Origin of the sequence: Paractinoplanes deccanensis (genome assembly GCF_016862115.1) — a bacterium.
In the GTDB taxonomy this organism is placed as follows: domain Bacteria; phylum Actinomycetota; class Actinomycetes; order Mycobacteriales; family Micromonosporaceae; genus Actinoplanes; species Actinoplanes deccanensis.
The window spans coordinates 1-15,317 of sequence record NZ_BOMI01000130.1 but is presented as its reverse complement, the minus strand read 5'-3'; the positions used below and the strand labels follow the sequence as shown (position 1 = coordinate 15,317).

Annotated in this window: 16 protein-coding genes; 3 read left to right on the top strand and 13 right to left on the bottom strand. The window is 73.3% G+C overall.

Going from position 1 to position 15,317, the window contains the following annotated elements:
• Window positions 1-103: 103 nt before the first annotated feature.
• The 5 genes from Ade02nite_RS32395 to Ade02nite_RS32375 form a co-directional block, all read right to left on the bottom strand.
• The gene (locus Ade02nite_RS32395) at window positions 104-862 is read right to left on the bottom strand and encodes a hypothetical protein (protein ID WP_203772178.1); all 759 of its coding nucleotides are present in this window, start codon (window positions 860-862) and stop codon (window positions 104-106) included.
• A gap of 1 nt (window position 863) precedes the next feature.
• Window positions 864-1,394, bottom strand: coding sequence for a hypothetical protein (locus tag Ade02nite_RS32390; RefSeq protein WP_203772176.1), 531 nt, complete (start codon window positions 1,392-1,394; stop codon window positions 864-866).
• 96 nt (window positions 1,395-1,490) lie between these two features.
• Window positions 1,491-3,833 carry a sodium-translocating pyrophosphatase gene (locus Ade02nite_RS32385; protein ID WP_203772174.1) on the bottom strand — a complete coding sequence of 781 codons (2,343 nt, stop codon included), beginning with the start codon at window positions 3,831-3,833 and terminating at the stop codon, window positions 1,491-1,493.
• Between the two features lie 261 nt (window positions 3,834-4,094).
• Entirely contained in the window at window positions 4,095-4,535 is a 441-nt protein-coding gene (locus tag Ade02nite_RS32380) for an ATP-binding protein (RefSeq protein WP_203772172.1), read from the bottom strand.
• The gene (locus Ade02nite_RS32375) at window positions 4,532-4,891 is read right to left on the bottom strand and encodes an STAS domain-containing protein (RefSeq protein ID WP_203772170.1); all 360 of its coding nucleotides are present in this window, start codon (window positions 4,889-4,891) and stop codon (window positions 4,532-4,534) included. Before Ade02nite_RS32375 ends, Ade02nite_RS32380 begins: the two co-directional genes overlap by 4 nt.
• Window positions 4,892-5,024: 133 nt before the next feature.
• Between Ade02nite_RS32375 and Ade02nite_RS32370 the strand changes: the two genes are divergently transcribed.
• The gene (locus tag Ade02nite_RS32370; RefSeq protein ID WP_239169224.1) at window positions 5,025-7,580 is read left to right on the top strand and encodes a DEAD/DEAH box helicase; all 2,556 of its coding nucleotides are present in this window, start codon (window positions 5,025-5,027) and stop codon (window positions 7,578-7,580) included.
• A 356-nt stretch (window positions 7,581-7,936) separates the two neighbouring features.
• Here the strand turns inward: Ade02nite_RS32370 and Ade02nite_RS32365 are convergent, their stop codons facing one another.
• The 8 genes from Ade02nite_RS32365 to ssd all read right to left on the bottom strand — a co-directional run bounded on the left by Ade02nite_RS32365 (window position 7,937) and on the right by ssd (window position 13,052).
• A complete protein-coding gene (locus Ade02nite_RS32365) occupies window positions 7,937-8,302 on the bottom strand; it encodes an Rv3654c family TadE-like protein (RefSeq protein WP_203772166.1) in 366 nt (121 codons plus the stop codon).
• Window positions 8,299-8,661, bottom strand: a complete 363-nt coding sequence (locus Ade02nite_RS32360) for a TadE family type IV pilus minor pilin (RefSeq protein WP_203772164.1) — start codon at window positions 8,659-8,661, stop codon at window positions 8,299-8,301. Before Ade02nite_RS32360 ends, Ade02nite_RS32365 begins: the two co-directional genes overlap by 4 nt.
• Window positions 8,658-8,786, bottom strand: a complete 129-nt coding sequence (locus tag Ade02nite_RS32355) for a DUF4244 domain-containing protein (RefSeq protein ID WP_379036790.1) — start codon at window positions 8,784-8,786, stop codon at window positions 8,658-8,660. The genes Ade02nite_RS32360 and Ade02nite_RS32355 overlap by 4 nt, the downstream gene beginning before the upstream one ends.
• A 397-nt stretch (window positions 8,787-9,183) precedes the next feature.
• Window positions 9,184-9,861 carry a type II secretion system F family protein gene (locus Ade02nite_RS32350; protein WP_379036788.1) on the bottom strand — a complete coding sequence of 226 codons (678 nt, stop codon included), beginning with the start codon at window positions 9,859-9,861 and terminating at the stop codon, window positions 9,184-9,186.
• A gap of 5 nt (window positions 9,862-9,866) precedes the next feature.
• On the bottom strand, window positions 9,867-10,085 hold the full coding sequence (locus tag Ade02nite_RS49725; RefSeq protein ID WP_239169223.1) for a hypothetical protein: 219 nt from the start codon (window positions 10,083-10,085) through the stop codon (window positions 9,867-9,869).
• The gene (locus Ade02nite_RS32345) at window positions 10,082-10,633 is read right to left on the bottom strand and encodes a hypothetical protein (RefSeq protein ID WP_203772158.1); all 552 of its coding nucleotides are present in this window, start codon (window positions 10,631-10,633) and stop codon (window positions 10,082-10,084) included. The genes Ade02nite_RS49725 and Ade02nite_RS32345 overlap by 4 nt, the downstream gene beginning before the upstream one ends.
• Window positions 10,634-10,773: 140 nt before the next feature.
• A complete protein-coding gene (locus Ade02nite_RS32340) occupies window positions 10,774-11,997 on the bottom strand; it encodes a TadA family conjugal transfer-associated ATPase (protein ID WP_203772156.1) in 1,224 nt (407 codons plus the stop codon).
• Window positions 11,994-13,052, bottom strand: a complete 1,059-nt coding sequence (gene ssd, locus Ade02nite_RS32335; protein ID WP_203772154.1) for a septum site-determining protein Ssd — start codon at window positions 13,050-13,052, stop codon at window positions 11,994-11,996. Before ssd ends, Ade02nite_RS32340 begins: the two co-directional genes overlap by 4 nt.
• A 173-nt stretch (window positions 13,053-13,225) precedes the next feature.
• Here ssd and Ade02nite_RS32330 point away from each other — a divergent pair, with 173 nt between their 5' ends.
• Together Ade02nite_RS32330 and Ade02nite_RS32325 are read left to right on the top strand one after the other, a co-directional pair.
• Complete coding sequence (locus tag Ade02nite_RS32330) at window positions 13,226-13,582, top strand: STAS domain-containing protein (protein ID WP_203772152.1); 357 nt, start codon at window positions 13,226-13,228, stop codon at window positions 13,580-13,582.
• Between the two features lie 322 nt (window positions 13,583-13,904).
• Window positions 13,905-14,702 (top strand): HAD family hydrolase, encoded by a 798-nt coding sequence (locus tag Ade02nite_RS32325; protein ID WP_203772150.1) that lies wholly within the window; start codon window positions 13,905-13,907, stop codon window positions 14,700-14,702.
• The last annotated feature ends 615 nt before the right edge of the window (window positions 14,703-15,317 follow it).

Below are 15,317 nucleotides of genomic sequence, written 5' to 3'. Positions count from 1 at the left end.
CCGCACCCCGGAGTCGGATGGTAACGGTCCGGCCACCGCACGCGTCCGACGGCGACACCGTACACCGGGAACATGCCGTCGTGTCGCACACAATCCAGGAAGATCATGCACCCGCGCCCCGGGGCCAGACTTCCTCCGGCGCCGCCGAGGGGCGTTCTCCGACCAGCTCAGCCAGGCGCGCGACCCGTCTCCTCCCCTTGATCACATATTGTCGTCCGTCTTCTGACAATCGGCCTGCCAGACCGGCCCGGACCAGCGCCGCATCGATCTCCACGGTGTCCTTGTCAGGGTCGAGACCCAGCGCGTATCCCCCCGCGACCGGCTCTCCGGCGGCCGCGACCCAGAGCCGCAGGCGGGGCCCGCCGAGGAAGAGCTTGGCGGCGGCCTCAGGCCACGCCTGGGCAAGACCGTTCAACCTCCGGGAGTACGCCGTGAGCACCTCGAAACGGGGTCCCGCCTCGGGCGGCGTATCCACTTCCGTGATCTGCGCCTCGGTCGCCGACTCGGCGTCCGACTCCTCACCGGTGTCTGGTTTGTCGGTTTTTTCGATCTCCATGGGCCGCCAGTTGGCCACGAGCCCCCGGCTGACCAGCTCGGCGACCAGCACGTGCACCCGCCAGGCGGCGTCGACGGGCACCGAGACCCGGGCCGTGCCACCCATGCGGCCCAGCCGGCCGGGACCGGCGAGCAGCCCGGCCAGATCGGCCGGCGACGGCTCGGTCGTCTCGGCCCCGAAGATCGGCAGTTGCCGTCCCGCCTCCGCGCCCGGCGGCGAGGCACGCTGCTGCGGGCGGCGCTTGGCAGCCGGGACCGGCGCGGGGAGAACCTCGCGCGGGATCAGCGGCCACCCCGTCTCGGTCATCTCACCGGCACTCGGGCACTTCGTCGAAGGCCGCCTGGAGCTCCTGCGAGTTGAGCTTGCTGGTGTCGAGGCCGCTCGCCTCGTAGTCGGCCTGCAACTGGGCGACCACCTGGGTGACCTGCTGATAGAAGGTCTCCGCCGGGGCGGTCTGAAGGCCCTGGATGCCGCCCTTGGCCTTTGCGTAGGCGTCGCGCATCGAGGAGAGCGAGGTGACGAAGCCGTCGGCGATCTGCTGCCCGTCGTCCACGTCGGGCACTCCCGCCTTGGCCACGCCGGCGCGGGCACGCTCGCTCGCGTCCTCGGCGCCGGCGAACAGCCGGGTCAGGTTGTCCTTCGCCTGGTTGGGCGTGGTGGCGGTGTCCATCTGCTGTTGGGTACGGGTGGCGAGCGAGCCGATCTCGCTGCGCCACGGCTCGAGCGTGGTGCAGACCGAGGTCGCCCACGCGCGGGCGCTGTGCGCGCCTGAGCAGGCGGCCAAGGGTGCGAGGAGCGCGAGAAGAGCCAGCAGAGCGAGGGGTCGGGCCGGGCGCATGGGAAGCAGCGTACGGGCAAGGTCCGACAACCTCATCTATGGTGCGGGGGCACCCGGCGACGCCGGATGCCCCCGCAGACCGGCTCAGCGGCCGCGTCAGGCCGTGACCTTCGCGGTCGGCGTGGTGCCGCCGGCCGCCGGGGTCGGCGTGTCGTCGCCCATCGAGATCGGCTTGCGCTTGCTCCAGACGACCGCCGCGACCACGACCGCCGCGGCGACGATCGCGATGGTGATGCGCAGCGGGTTGTTCTGGTCGTTGCCGATGCTCCAGGCCACCACAGCCGGGGCGATCAGCAGCGAGACCAGGTTCATCACCTTGATCAGCGGGTTGATCGCCGGGCCCGCGGTGTCCTTGAACGGGTCGCCGACGGTGTCACCGATGACGGTCGCCTCGTGCGCCTCGGAGCCCTTGCCGCCGAAGTTGCCGTCCTCGACCAGCTTCTTGGCGTTGTCCCAGGCGCCACCGGAGTTGGCCAGGAAGACCGCCATCAGCGTGCCCGCGCCGATCGCACCGGCCAGGTAGGACGCCAGCGCGCCGGCGCCGAGGCCGAAGCCGACAGCGATCGGCGCCATGATCGCCAGCAGGCCGGGGGTGAGCAGCTCGCGCTGCGCGTCCCGGGTGCAGATGTCGACGACGCGGCCGTACTCGGGCCGCTGGGTGCGGTCCATGATGCCCGGGAACTCCCGGAACTGGCGGCGGACCTCCATCACGACGGCGCCCGCCGAGCGGGAGACGGCGTTGATGGCGAGGCCGGAGAAGAGGAACACGACCGCCGCGCCGACCAGCAGGCCGACCAGGCTGCGCGGGTTCGCGATGTTCAGCAGGCCGAGGATCTCGCCGCCGACCCGCTCGGGGCTGACGCCCGCGTCGGCCAGCGACGTCGCCAGGCTGTTGGTGTACGAGCCGAAGAGCGCCGTGGCCGCGAGCACGGCCGTGGCGATCGCGATGCCCTTGGTGATCGCCTTGGTGGTGTTGCCGACCGCGTCCAGCTCGGTGAGGATCTGGGCGCCCCGCTCGTCGACGTCGCCGGACATCTCGGCGATGCCCTGCGCGTTGTCCGAGATCGGGCCGAAGGTGTCCATCGCGACGATGACGCCGACCGTGGTGAGCAGGCCGATGCCGGCCAGCGCGACCGCGAAGAGCGACAATGTCAGCGACGTGCCGCCCAGCAGGAAGGCGCCGTAGACGCCGGCGCCGATGAGCAGCGCCGAGTAGACGGCCGACTCCAGGCCGACGCTGATGCCGGCCAGCACGACGGTGGCCGCGCCGGTCTGCGACGACTTGCCGATGTCCTGCACCGGGCGCCGGTTGGTCTCGGTGAAGTAGCCGGTCAGCGCCTGGATGGCGGCGGCCAGCACGATGCCGATCACGACCGCGCCGATCGCGACCCAGCGCGGGTCCTGGCCGCTGGCGATCACGCCGGCGTCGATGCCGTCGTCGTCGAAGCCCGCGAAGGTGCTGGGCAGGTAGATGAAGGTCACCACGGCCACGGCGATCGCCGAGACCACCGCGGAGATGTAGAACGCCCGGTTGATCGCGGTCAGGCCGTTGCGGTCGCTCGGGCGCAGCCGGGTGATGAAGACACCGAGGATCGCGATCACCACGCCGATCGTCGAGACGATCAGCGGGAAGATCAGGCCGTCCTGCCCGAACGCCGCCTGCCCGAGGATCAGGGCGGCGACCAGCGTCACCGCGTACGACTCGAAGAGGTCGGCGGCCATGCCGGCGCAGTCGCCGACGTTGTCGCCCACGTTGTCCGCGATGGTGGCGGCGTTGCGCGGGTCGTCCTCGGGGATGCCCTGCTCGACCTTGCCGACCAGGTCGGCGCCGACGTCGGCGGCCTTGGTGAAGATGCCGCCGCCGACCCGCATGAACATGGCGAGCAGGGCGGCGCCGAAGCCGAAGCCCTCGAGCACGGTCGGGGCGTCACCGCGGAAGATGAGCACGACCAGCGCGCCACCGAACAGGCCGAGGCCCACGGTGAGGAAGCCGACCACGCCACCGGTGCGGAACGCGATGCCCATCGCCTTCTCGCGGCCACCGCTCTCGCCGGCGGCCGCGGCCACCCGAAGGTTGGCCCGGGTCGCGAGCGCCATGCCCGCGCCGCCGATGAACGAGCTGAAGACGGCGCCGACGATGAAGAACAGCGATCGGCCGATCTTGACCCAGACCTCGTTGTCGGTGTCGTGCACCGGTAGGAGGAAGAGCAGGACGACCGCGATCACCACGAAGATGGCGAGCGTTTTGAACTGACGGAACAGGTACGCCGACGCGCCTTCCTGCACGGCTCCGGCGATCTCCTGCATGTTCTTGGTTCCCCGGCCGGCCTTGAGCACCGACTGGACGAACATGGCGGCGAAGCCGAGCGCGATGAGCGCGAATACCAGCGCCACGATGACAAACGTGACGTTGGAACCACTTAACGAGGTCCCGGACATCAATGTCCTCCTGTACACCGACCGCGCCCGGGTCGGCGGACGAGACCGTCCGGGCGCATCCCCGTGGAAGGGGAAACGACAACTGGGTCCCGCGGGGCGCGGAACCAGGAGCAGTAGCTGATAACTCGCGTACTGTATCGGCCGACGTGGTGATGGTCACACCCGGATGCGGCCGTGTCGCGGTGATGTTTGCCGCTGTGTTAGCGGCCGGAAGATGGGGTATAGAGGGCCGTTTATGCGCCGGGCTTCGCCCGGTTTGTCCTAACGGCGCTGAACAGGCCACACCATGCGGACCTCGGTGCCCGCCCCGTCCTCGACCGGGCTGACCTTGAGATCGTCGACAAATCCGGCGAGCAGCGCGAAACCGACACCGGTGGTCAGGTCCTCGTCGGTCAGCGACTCGGCGGCGAGCTCGTCCGGCGGCAGCTTGGTCAGGCCGATGCTCGCCTCGATCGGCGCGTGGTCGATGACCCGGACGGTGTACGAGTCCGAATCAGACATCTCGACGGTCACCAGATCGGCCACGCCGTACTGGTTGTGCAGGGCGACGGCGCGCGTGCAGGCCTCGCCGATCGCGAGCCGGACCTCGTCCAGCAGCTCCTCGGCGACACCGGCGCGGCGGGCGACGGCGACGCCGACCAGCCGTGCCGTGCGGACATGCACGGGCGCGGGCGAGAAGGACAGCCGAACAGTCGCCATCACGAAGTCGGACCGCTGCCGTCGCTGTCCGCGGTAGCCGCCTCGATCGTGGGATAGATCGGGAACACCTGGTCGAGCGCCGTGATCCGGAAGATCTTCAGCAGGGCTTCCTTGGAGCAGACCAGGCCGAACCTGCCGTTCGCGACGCGCAGGCGCTTCATCGCGCCGACCAGCACGCCGAGGCCGGTCGAGTCGAGGAACTCGACGCCGCCCAGGTCGACGATGACGTTGCGAGCGCCGGAGTCGACCAGCTCGACGAGGCGCTCCCGCAGCCTCGGAGCCGTGTAGACGTCGACCTCGCCGCCGACCTCGAGCACCGTGTGCTCGGCGACAGTCCGGGTCGCAAGGGACAGCTCCATCGCTCCTCCTCCCTGCGGGGCACGCTGATCCGGCAGCCGATCTCCCCAGCGAATCTAACCACCGCCCGGATAGTGCCGACGCATGGCACCCACCGTCGTACCCGTTTGAGGTTCGCGGCATTCCGGTGTCACAGTGCTGTGCGTGACGTCGACCGCCTTCGGCCCCGCCGAGTTGTTGCACCTGCTCCGGGCCCGCACCGCATCGGCGTCGGAGTCGCCCGTCACCCACGTCGAGGAGCTGCCGGCGCGGGCCGGCCGCACAGCGCGCTGGCCGGATTGGGCAGCGCCTGATCTAGTTTCGGCGCTGACCACCCGCGGGATCAAGTCTCCGTGGGAACACCAGGCCACCGCGGCGTCGCTGGCGGCGGCCGGCACCCACGTCGTGATCGCCACGGGAACCGGCTCGGGCAAGTCGCTCGCCTACCAGCTGCCCGTGCTCACCCGCCTGCTGGACGACGAACGGGCAACGGCGCTCTACCTGTCGCCGACCAAGGCGCTGGCCGCGGACCAGCTCAGAGCCGTCACGCGCCTCGGCCTCTCGGGCGTGCGCCCGGCCACATACGACGGTGACACGTCGCGCGAGGAGCGCGAGTGGATCCGCCAGCACTCGCGGTTGATCCTGACAAACCCGGACATGGTGCATCATTCGCTGCTTCCGGGACACTCGCGCTGGGCGTCGTTCCTGCGCCGCTTGTCGTACGTGGTGATCGACGAGTGCCACGCCTACCGCGGCGTGTTCGGCTCCCACGTGTCCCACGTGATCCGCCGTCTGCGCCGCACGGCGGCCCGGTACGGCGGGAAGCCCACGTTCGTGCTGGCGTCGGCGACCTCGGGCGACCCAGCCGACGCGGCGGCCCGGCTGACCGGCCTGCCCGTCACCGCCGTGACCGAGGACGCCTCCCCTCGCGGCGCGATGACCTTTGCCCTGTGGGAGCCGCCGCTGCAGCCCGCTCCGGTCGACCTTCACGACATCACCGCTCCTGCTCCCGCCGGCCCTGCTCTTGCCGCCGGCGCTGTCCCCTCCACCGGCCCTGCTTCTGCCGCCGGCGCTGTCCCCTCCGCCGGCTCCGCTTTTGCCGGCGGCGCTGTCCCCTCCGCCGGCTCTGCTTTTGCCGGCGGTGGGCTTTCCGGCGCGATCGCTCTGCCGGATCTGGACGAGGTGGAGCTGCCACAGGTCCGGCGGTCGGCGTTGCGGGAGACCGCCGACCTGCTGACCGACGCCGTGACGGCGGGCACCCGGACGCTGGCCTTCATCAGGTCGCGCCGCGGTGCCGAGGTGGTCGCCACGATCGCCCGGCGGCAGCTCGACGAGGCGGTGCCCGGGCTGGGCGACCGGGTGGCCGCCTACCGCGCGGGCTACCTGCGCGAGGACCGCCGCGAGATCGAGCGGGCGCTGCTCTCCGGCGAGTTGCTGGCCCTGGCGTCGACAAACGCGCTGGAGCTCGGCGTCGACCTGGTGGGCCTCGACGCGGTGCTGATCTGCGGCTACCCCGGCACGCGCGCGTCCCTGTGGCAGCAGGCGGGCCGGGCCGGCCGGGCGGGCGGCGAGGCGCTGGCGGTGCTGATCGCCCGCGACGACCCGCTGGACACCTACCTGGTGCACCACCCGGAGGCCCTGTTCGGCCGCCCGGTCGAGGCCACGGTGCTCGACCCCGCGAACCCCTACGTCCTGGGCCCGCAGCTCTGCTGCGCCGCGTCCGAGGCCCCGCTGACCGAGGCGGACCTGACACTCTTCGGCGGCGAGCCGGCCCGCGCCGCGGTGGAGGGCCTGACCGCCTCGGGCGCGCTGCGCCGCCGCCCGTCCGGCTGGTACTGGACCCACCCGGGCCGCCCCGACGTGGACCTGCGCGGCGCGGGCGGCGCACCGGTCTCGGTGGTCGAGGCATCCACCGGCCGCCTGCTCGGCACGGTCGACCAGAGCTCGTCGCACATGATGCTGCACGAGGGCGCGGTCTATCTGCACCAGGGCGTCACGTTCGTGGTCGACGACCTCGACCTGGACGACGCGATCGCCCTGGTGCACCAGGAGGAGCCGGACTACTCGACCCACGCCCGGGACGTCACCGACGTGGCGGTGCTCGGCGTGCGCTCCCGCGTGGACGCCGGCCCGATCAGCCTCTTCCTCGGCGAGGTCGAGGTCACCAGCCAGGTGATCTCCTACCAGCGCCGCCGCGTCAGCACCGGCGAGGTGATCGACACGAAGCCGCTCGACCTCCCCGTCCGCGACCTGCGCACGGTGGCCGTCTGGTTCACGATCACCCCCGAGGCCCTGGCCGCCGCCGGCGTGGAGCCACCGGACGTCCCCGGCGCCCTGCACGCCGCCGAGCACGCCGCAATCGGCCTGCTCCCTCTGATCGCGACTTGCGACCGCTGGGACATCGGCGGCCTCTCCACCGCGAACCACGCCGACACCGAGGCCCCCACGGTCTTCGTCTACGACGGCCACCCCGGCGGAGCGGGCTTCGCCGAACGCGCCTACGCCACAGCCGCGGAATGGCTCAGCGCCACCCGAGAGGCCATAGCCGCCTGCACCTGCGAGACCGGCTGCCCGTCCTGCGTCCAGTCCCCCAAGTGCGGCAACGGCAACAACCCCCTCCACAAGCCCGGCGCCGTCCAGGTCCTCGACACCGTCCTCGCAGCCCTGTCCAGCGCCGGCCGCCCCATCCCCCACCAAGCCGAGGCCACGTAGCCCCCTCAGGCGCGGCTCGCCGCCTACCTCACCCACAACCCGCCCGATGCGGCCCTGCCCGGCGCGCGCCCGGGTGGTGGAGCGCAGGCTTGGTTGGTGGGGGATGCGGCGCGCGGGCACGGTTGGTGGGGGCGCGACCTGGGCGGTGGGGCGCGACACCCGGCCTGGACGGTGGGACGCGGCATCCGGCCCGAGCGATGGGACGCGGCACCCGGCTCGAGCGATGGGACGCGGCACCCGGCCCGAGCGATGGGACGCGGCACCCGGCCCGGACGGTGGGACGCGGCACCCGGCCCGGACGGTGGGACGCGGCACCCGGCCCGGGCGATGGGTGTGGCCGGCTGGCCGGGAGCCGGTCAGGGTGGCAAGGCCTGGACCGGGCCGGCGCGGGCCGCGGCCGCGGCGTGGCGGGTGAGGCCGGGCAGGGGCGTCACCTCGATCGTCACCGCGACCACTATTTCGAGGCCGGTGACGTCGCACGAGGTCATGCGTGCGCCGTTCGCCGTGACCAATCGGGCGGCTCGGTCGCAGGCCACCGCGTCTCCATAGACCGCGGCTGACGCTCCGGCCAGCGCGCCGAGGTCGGCGGCCGTCCGTGCCTCCTGCCGCCCGACCCGGGCCGCCCCGATCGCGGCTCCGGCGAGGCCGGCGACTACCAGGAACAGCCCCACGGCGAGCACAAAGATCGACGCGGCTCCTCGGTCGCGCTCGCGAGTTCTCATCCGGCACCGGCCACTATCGCGGGCTCCCGTGCGGCCACCGCGGAGCCTTCGACCGTGATCACGGTGGGGCCGCGACCCAGCACCCGGATCGGCGCGCTGACCCGGGCCGTGACCATCTCGCCCGCGCCGCCGATCTCGATGACGGCGCCGGGTGGTGCCGCCGCGGCGCCCGGGCCGGTCTCGCCGCGCGCCTCGGCCAATGCCGCTTCCCGGGCCGCGGCCACGCATTGGGCCTGGACGGTCACCGCCTTGACCGCTGTCAGGCCAGCAAACAGCAGCAGCATGAGCGCCGGCAGCCCGGCCGCGAGCTCGGCGGTGAACGCTCCCCGGTCGCGGCCGGGCCACCGGCGCCGCCTCACTTCAGGGCCCGATCGATGACCGCGCCGAGCGCCGCCTGCACGTTGCCGCTCGTGACGACCTTGAGCAGGATCCCGGCGAACGCGACGGCGGCGAGCGTGCCGACGGCGTACTCAGCGGTGCTCATGCCGGCGTCCGCGGCCTCGCTCCGCAGCCGGGCGAAGTTCGCGATCAGTTTGCGCACGTGGTTCTCCTTCGTTCGGGTTTCCGCCGGCCGCCAAGAAGCGACCGGCCATCGATCACCGCGACCGGCCACCACCACCGGCGGCCGGCCACGGAGCCAACAAGCCGAGCCAACGGGCTCAGCGCGCAATCGGGGCCGAAGGCAAGCCCAAGGGGCTCAGCACCCAAGCGGAGCCGAAGCCAAGCCAACGGGCGGACTCAGCACGCAAGCGGAGCCGAGCGCAGCGACCGTGCCCGTCGCCCGTCCGGCCGGCCAGGGTCGAGCACACCGGGCCGCCGCGGAGGCGGTCGTGCCGAGCCCCGTGGCGTCGAGGACCTCGGCCGCCCGGGCGTTCGGGGCGTCACAGCACGTCCCCCAGCACGGCGATCACCAGGGGCACGAGGCTGGCCAGCAGAAAGGCGGGCAGGAAGCACAGGCCCAGGGGCAGCACGATCAGCACGCTCGCGCGCTGGGCTGCCGCCTCCGCCGCGACCGCCTGGTCGGCCCGTAGGTCGTCGGCCAGCCGGCCCAGCGCGCCGGCGAGCGCTCCCCCGCTCGCGCTGGAACGGATGGCTGCCGCCACCAACCGTGCGGCCCCGGTTATCCCGGCCAGGTGGTCCCAGGCCTCCGCGGGAGCCGCGCCCAGTCGCAGCGAACGGCCCGTCCGGTTGAGACGGACGCCCAGCGGGCCGCCGAGGGCCTCCGCCACGGCGGCCACCGCCTGGTCGACCGGGGCGCCGGCCCGAAGTGCCGCGGCCAGCAGATCGGCGGCCAGCGGCAGGTCGGCCGCGGCGGCGAGCCGGTCCTGCCGGAGCCGGGCCGGCTCGCGGCGCCGGAGAAGCCGTTCGGCGCCCAGCCCGGCGGTGGCTCCGGCCGCCAGGCCCCACCACGTCCAGAGGAACGCGGCGACCGCGACACCGATCGCCACCGCCAGCGCGATGCGTGCCCGCTTGCCGTCGGGCGACGGCGCCCGGCGGACCGGTCGCCGCCGAAAGCCCGCCGGCGCCACGAGCACCACCACCGCGGCGGCGATCAGCACAAGCGTCACGGGACCGCCGCCGGGATGCGTGGCTCCGTGGGCTCGGTGGGTGCCGCAGCGCCGAGCGGGTCGGTGCCGGCCGGCCGGGTCCCGCACAGGCCGCTCACCGGTGCGCCGTCCCGGCGGCCCAGCAGGGCAGCCATGCAGCACATCCGGGTGGGCACCCGCGCCGGCCCGGTGGCCCGGAGGAACCTCGTGAGCTCGCATGCGGAGGTCTCCGTCATCGGCCGACCAGCCTCTCTGCCCAGAGAAGGCCCGCGACCTGGAGCACCACCGCCACCAGAGCGCAGGCCGCCCCCAGCGGCGTGTGGAGCAGGACCTGCACCGGGTCGGCGCCGATGAACACGCCCAGCCCGATGCCGGCGCCCGGCAGGGCGGCCAGCAACAGCGCTGTCGCCTGCGCCCCGGCCGCCTGCGCGGCGGTGGCGGCCGCGGCACGGTCGGTGGCCCGCGCGTCGGCCTCGATCCGCTCGACCAGGTCAGCGGCAGGCGCACCGGTGCGCTCGGCGAGCCGCCACACCGACGCCGTGAGCCGGGACAGCCTGTCGGTCTCGGCAACGGTGGCCGCGGCCGGCGGCAAGCCTGCCCGCAGATCGGCCGCCAGGGCTGCCAGGTCATCCAGCGCCGCCGCTCGCTCGGTGGCCGCGGCGCGGCGCGCCGACCGCCTGATCAGCGCACGACCGCCGAGGCCCGCGTAGACGGCCAGGACTACGGCGGCGACCGGTCCACCGGCGAGCAGCCCCACGGCAGCGGACCCGCAGACCGCGCTCACCAGGGCTTCCCGCGGCCGCCTCGTGACAACTGCCAGGACCCGCTGCCGGAGCGCGCCCGCCGAGACCGAAGGAATCCGAGGGCCGCCCCGCCAGACGGCCACGAGAGCCCCGGCCATCACGAGACACGACCCCCACCAGTTCACGACGCCCCCTGGGGCGGTGAGAGCACGGCAGGCACTCGTACGCCACGGGCCGCCAGTAGTTGGGCCAGCGCGGCCGCTCCCGGGCCGGCGCCGCGCATCCGCCGCCAGGCCGGCACCACGGTGGCGAGCCGCTGATCGCCGCTCGGCAGCAGGACGCTCACCGACTCGAGCACCCGGCCCCGCTCCGTACGCCGAACCTGGAGCACCACCTGGAGGGCCGCGACCACCTGCGCGTGCAGCGCCGCCCGGGGCAGCCCGCCGAGCAGCCCGAGCGCCTCCAGCCGCGCCGGCACGTCGGCGGGCGCGTTGGCGTGCAGCGTGCCCGCGCCGCCGTCGTGGCCCGTGTTGAGGGCGCCGAGCAGGTCGACGATCTCGGCGCCGCGGCACTCGCCGACCACGAGCCGGTCGGGCCGCATCCGCAGGGCCTGCCGGACCAGGTCGGTCAGCCCGATCGCGCCCGCTCCCTCCACGTTGGAGGTGCGCGCCTGAAGGGCCACCACGTGCGGGTGCACGGGCCGCAGCTCCGCCGCGTCCTCGACCAGGACGATGCGCTCGGTGCGCGGCACCAGCCCGAGCAGCGTGGCCAGCAGGGTGGTCTTGCCGCTGCCGGTGCCGCCGGTCACCAGGTAGGCCAGCCGGGCCGCCACGATCGCCGAGAGGACCGGCGCGACCGTCTGCGGCACCGTGCCGTGCTCGACCAGCTCGTCGAGGGTGAACGGCCGCTGCCGGAACGTTCGCAGGGACAGGTAGGGCCCCTCGGTCGCGACCGGCGGCAGCACCGCGTGCAGCCGGGTGCCGTCGGGCAGGCGGGCGTCGGCGAACGGCCGGCCGTCGTCGAGCCGGCGCCCGCAAGCGGCCGCGAGGCGCTGGGCGAGCCGGCGTACCTCGTCGAGATCGCCGAAGGAGACCGCCGCCCGGGTCAGGCCGCCGCCGCGGTCGATCCAGACCTCCAGGCCGTTCACCAGGACGTCGGTGACCGCCGGATCGTCCAGCAGCGGCGCCAGCGGGCCCGCGCCGACGAGCCGATCGTGCACCCGGTCCGCGAGCCGCAGCACCGCCGTGTCACCCAGGACCGCGGCGCCCGACTCCCGCCGCACCGCGTCGACCACGGCCGCCGGGGTCGCCTCGACGCCGTCGACCGCGAACCGGTGGCGCACCCGGTCGGCCACCTCGGGCGCGGACGCCGACAGCCGGGCGCCCAGACCCACGTACGCCGTCATGCCGCCTCCATCAGCTCACCGACCAGCCGGCGGCAGAGGTCCGCCAGCTCGCCCTTGCCGGTCTGGCCCGGGGGCACGCCGCGCTCGAGCGCCTGGCACATGGCCGGCTCGGGCCGCAGCGACCCGGCGAGGGGCAGCCCGAGCGCCGATGCGACGTCACGCGGCTTGAGCCGTCCGGGCGCCGGCCCGCGGACCACCACCGACAGCTCGTCGCGGTGCGCCCGAACCGTGCGAGCCACTCGCGACGCCGCGGCCACGGCTCGCACCTCGGCGGGGACGACCAGCAGCGCGCGGTCGGCGCACTCGATCGCGAGCACGGCCGCGTCGTCGAGCTGTCGTGGCACGTCGGCGACGATCACGTCGCGGGCGCGGCGAGCGGCGTCGATGGTGGCCGCCATGGCCTCGGCGGGCACGGTCCGGGCCTGCCCCTCGCGGGCGAAGGACAGCAGCACCAGGTCGCCCCGGTGCGGGAGCGAGCCGATCAGCGACGGCGGATCGACCCGGCCGTCCGCCTCGGCCAGCGAGGACCAGCGCAGACCGCCCTCGTCCTCCCAGCCGAGCAGCAGGTCGAGCCCGCCGCCGAGCGGATCTCCGTCGATCAGCAGCGTGCGATGGCCGGCGCCGGCGGCGGTGACCGCGAGGCCGCCGGAGAGGATGCTGGCGCCCGCGCCGCCACGGCCGCCGATCACGGCCAGGACCCGGCCGACCGGTTGATCGAGCTGTTCGGCGAAGCGGTCGACGACCCAGGCCTCGGCGGTCGGCAGCTCGACGATGTGCTCGGCGCCGGACCGGCGGGCGATCTCGGTCAGCGCCGGCGGCAGCTCGCCCCGGGACACCACGGCCACTCTGGTGCGGCGCGGTAATCGGGCACGGCGGCTCGCCTCGAGCTGGTCCGCGCCGAGCATGACGAGCGGCGCGAGACCGTACCTGGAACGGGCGGCCACAGGGTCGGGCGCGACGTCGACCTGAGTGCCTCCGGCGGCGGCGAGCCGGAGCAGGTCATCGAGCAGATCGGGGTCGGCGGTGACGACGAGGGGCAGACGCGGTGCGGACATGGCGCCCACCGTCACGGAGGCCGGTCGGGGGCGGCAACGAGGCCTGTGGACGGAAAACGCCCTTGTGGATATCGAATGGAGGCCGCGTTGATCTGCTATCGGCCGACCACCACAACGGGTGCTCCGGGCGGCGGTTGGGTATGTTGGTCACGACACGGACCAATGGGGTTGGCATGGAGAGTTCGATCCAGCGCGCGCTCGCCGACGACGGCACGGCCACGATCATCGTCGAGGGCGAGGTCGACTTCTCCAACGCCGACGAGCTGGCCGACTGCGTGCGTGGTGCGGTCGCCGACTGGTCGCCCCCGCTCGTCCGGGTCGACCTCAGATCGGCGAGCTTCATCGACTCCAGCGGCCTCGGCGCCCTCATCGAGGGCTACCGCGCCGCCACCGAGGTCGACGCGGATTTCCGGGTGGTCAACCCGGCGCCGTCTTTTCGCCGGGTCCTCGACGTCACCGGGCTGTGCGAGTTCTTCGGCCTGGTCACCGAGGACGACAACGCCGGACGGACCCAGGCCACGGGCGCATAGGGAACGACCCCCGTCGGGGGAGACGGGGGCCGTCCGAGGATTCGGCTCCGGGGGGGTCGAGCCGAATCGGCTCGGTGATCACGGGGGGCGTAATCACCGAGGGCCTGAGGGGAGGAGAGCGCCGGGACCACTCAACCGCAGCAACGTGAATCCCGATCGCAACAGCACAAGCATGCCTCACGGAAGCATCGCAGTCGAGTACCGATTGTGTCCGAGTGGGATATGCCTGCCTGTCTGACCGTTTTCACAGCGCGTCACCGTGCCCCCGCTCGGCGCGCCGAGGGCCGCGGAGATCGACCACTTGCGGCTACACTTGCCGCCCGTGGGCCTCAGTGCCGCGTTTTTCGACCTCGACAAGACCGTCATCGCCAAGTCCAGTGCGCTGGCCTTCGGACGGCCTTTCTACCGTGATGGCCTGATCAGCCGCCGTGACGTGGTCAAATCCGCTTACGCACAGCTGATGTTCCGGCTGGGTGGCGGGTCCGACGAGCAGAGCATGAGCCGCACGCGCGACTACCTCGCGGCGCTCTCCAAGGGCTGGCGCGTCGAGCAGCTCCAGCAGATCGTCGCCGAGACGCTGGAAGAACTGATCAACCCTTATGTGTACGCGGAAGCAGCCACTCTGATCGCCGAGCACCAGGCGGCCGGGCGCGACGTCGTGCTCGTCTCCGCCTCGGGCGACGAGATGGTCCGCCCGATCGGCGCGCTGCTGGGCATCACCGATGTCATCGCGACCCGGATGAGCATCGTCGACGGGCGGTACAGCGGCGAGGTGGAGTTCTACGCGGCCGGCCCCAGCAAGGTCGTCGGCATCCGGGAGCTGGCCGCCGAGCGGGGATACGACCTGGCCCAGTGCTACGCCTACTCGGACTCGGTCACCGACCTGCCGATGCTGGAGGCCGTCGGCCACCCCAGCGCCGTCAACCCCGATCGAGCCCTGCGCCGCGCCGCCGTCGAGAACGCCTGGCCCATCCTCGAGTTCCGCCACCCGATCCCGCTGAGCCGGCGCCTGCGCGACCGTCCCGCGGTTCCGGTCGCGGCGGCCCTCAGTGTCGGCGTCGGCGCCGCGATCGGCTTCGCCATCTACGCCCGCCACCGTCGCGCCAAAGCCCCCGCCTGAGTCCAGCCGGGCCGCCGGAGCGATGGCCGTCGGCGCGGCCGGAGCGATGGCCGTCGGCGCGGCCGGCGCGATGGCCGTCGGCGCGGCCGGCGCGACGGCTGTGAGCAGAGTGGCGCAAGGTCATGAGCAGGGCGAACAGCCTTTGTCTGACTAATCGCGAAGAGGCCTGAAGCCCTGGCGATCAAGCCGCGACGGGCGTAGAAAGAACTGGCGAGGTTTGGAGCGGAAAGCCCGGGATTCCCGGGACCTCCGATTGCGGATCTCGTGCACGGCCACCGGGAACCCACGCGCGATCAGCCACGGCAGGCACGTTGCGGCGGGACCTAGGCCACCGGGCTCCCACAGCGGACCCGCGAGGCTCTGGACCGTCGACAACGACCCAGGTGCACGCTTGATAACCCGGTCCGGACGCGCAAAGCCGGCGCCCCATGCGGGACGCCGGCTCTATTTTCGGCCATGGAGGGGGCGCGACGGCCTTGGCGGCCCGCGGCGGCCTGGCGGCGCGGCGAGCGGCCACTGACAGCGGCGCTCCGGCGAGACGCGGCGGCTGGGCCGCGGAGGGTGCGCTGCCTGGGTTGACGCGGCACGCAGTAGCGCGCGGTCGGCGCGGTACGC

Coding starts and splice junctions, on each gene's coding strand:
- Ade02nite_RS32375 (WP_203772170.1), bottom strand. CDS start 4,891: ATGGAGCTGTCCCTTGCGACCCGGACTGTCGCCGAGCACACGGTGCTC.
- Ade02nite_RS32340 (WP_203772156.1), bottom strand. CDS start 11,997: ATGACGGCGTACGTGGGTCTGGGCGCCCGGCTGTCGGCGTCCGCGCCC.
- Ade02nite_RS32330 (WP_203772152.1), top strand. CDS start 13,226: ATGGAGAGTTCGATCCAGCGCGCGCTCGCCGACGACGGCACGGCCACG.
- Ade02nite_RS32385 (WP_203772174.1), bottom strand. CDS start 3,833: ATGTCCGGGACCTCGTTAAGTGGTTCCAACGTCACGTTTGTCATCGTG.
- Ade02nite_RS49725 (WP_239169223.1), bottom strand. CDS start 10,085: ATGACGGAGACCTCCGCATGCGAGCTCACGAGGTTCCTCCGGGCCACC.
- Ade02nite_RS32355 (WP_379036790.1), bottom strand. CDS start 8,786: ATGAGCACCGCTGAGTACGCCGTCGGCACGCTCGCCGCCGTCGCGTTC.
- Ade02nite_RS32390 (WP_203772176.1), bottom strand. CDS start 1,394: ATGCGCCCGGCCCGACCCCTCGCTCTGCTGGCTCTTCTCGCGCTCCTC.
- Ade02nite_RS32395 (WP_203772178.1), bottom strand. CDS start 862: ATGACCGAGACGGGGTGGCCGCTGATCCCGCGCGAGGTTCTCCCCGCG.
- ssd (WP_203772154.1), bottom strand. CDS start 13,052: ATGTCCGCACCGCGTCTGCCCCTCGTCGTCACCGCCGACCCCGATCTG.
- Ade02nite_RS32365 (WP_203772166.1), bottom strand. CDS start 8,302: ATGAGAACTCGCGAGCGCGACCGAGGAGCCGCGTCGATCTTTGTGCTC.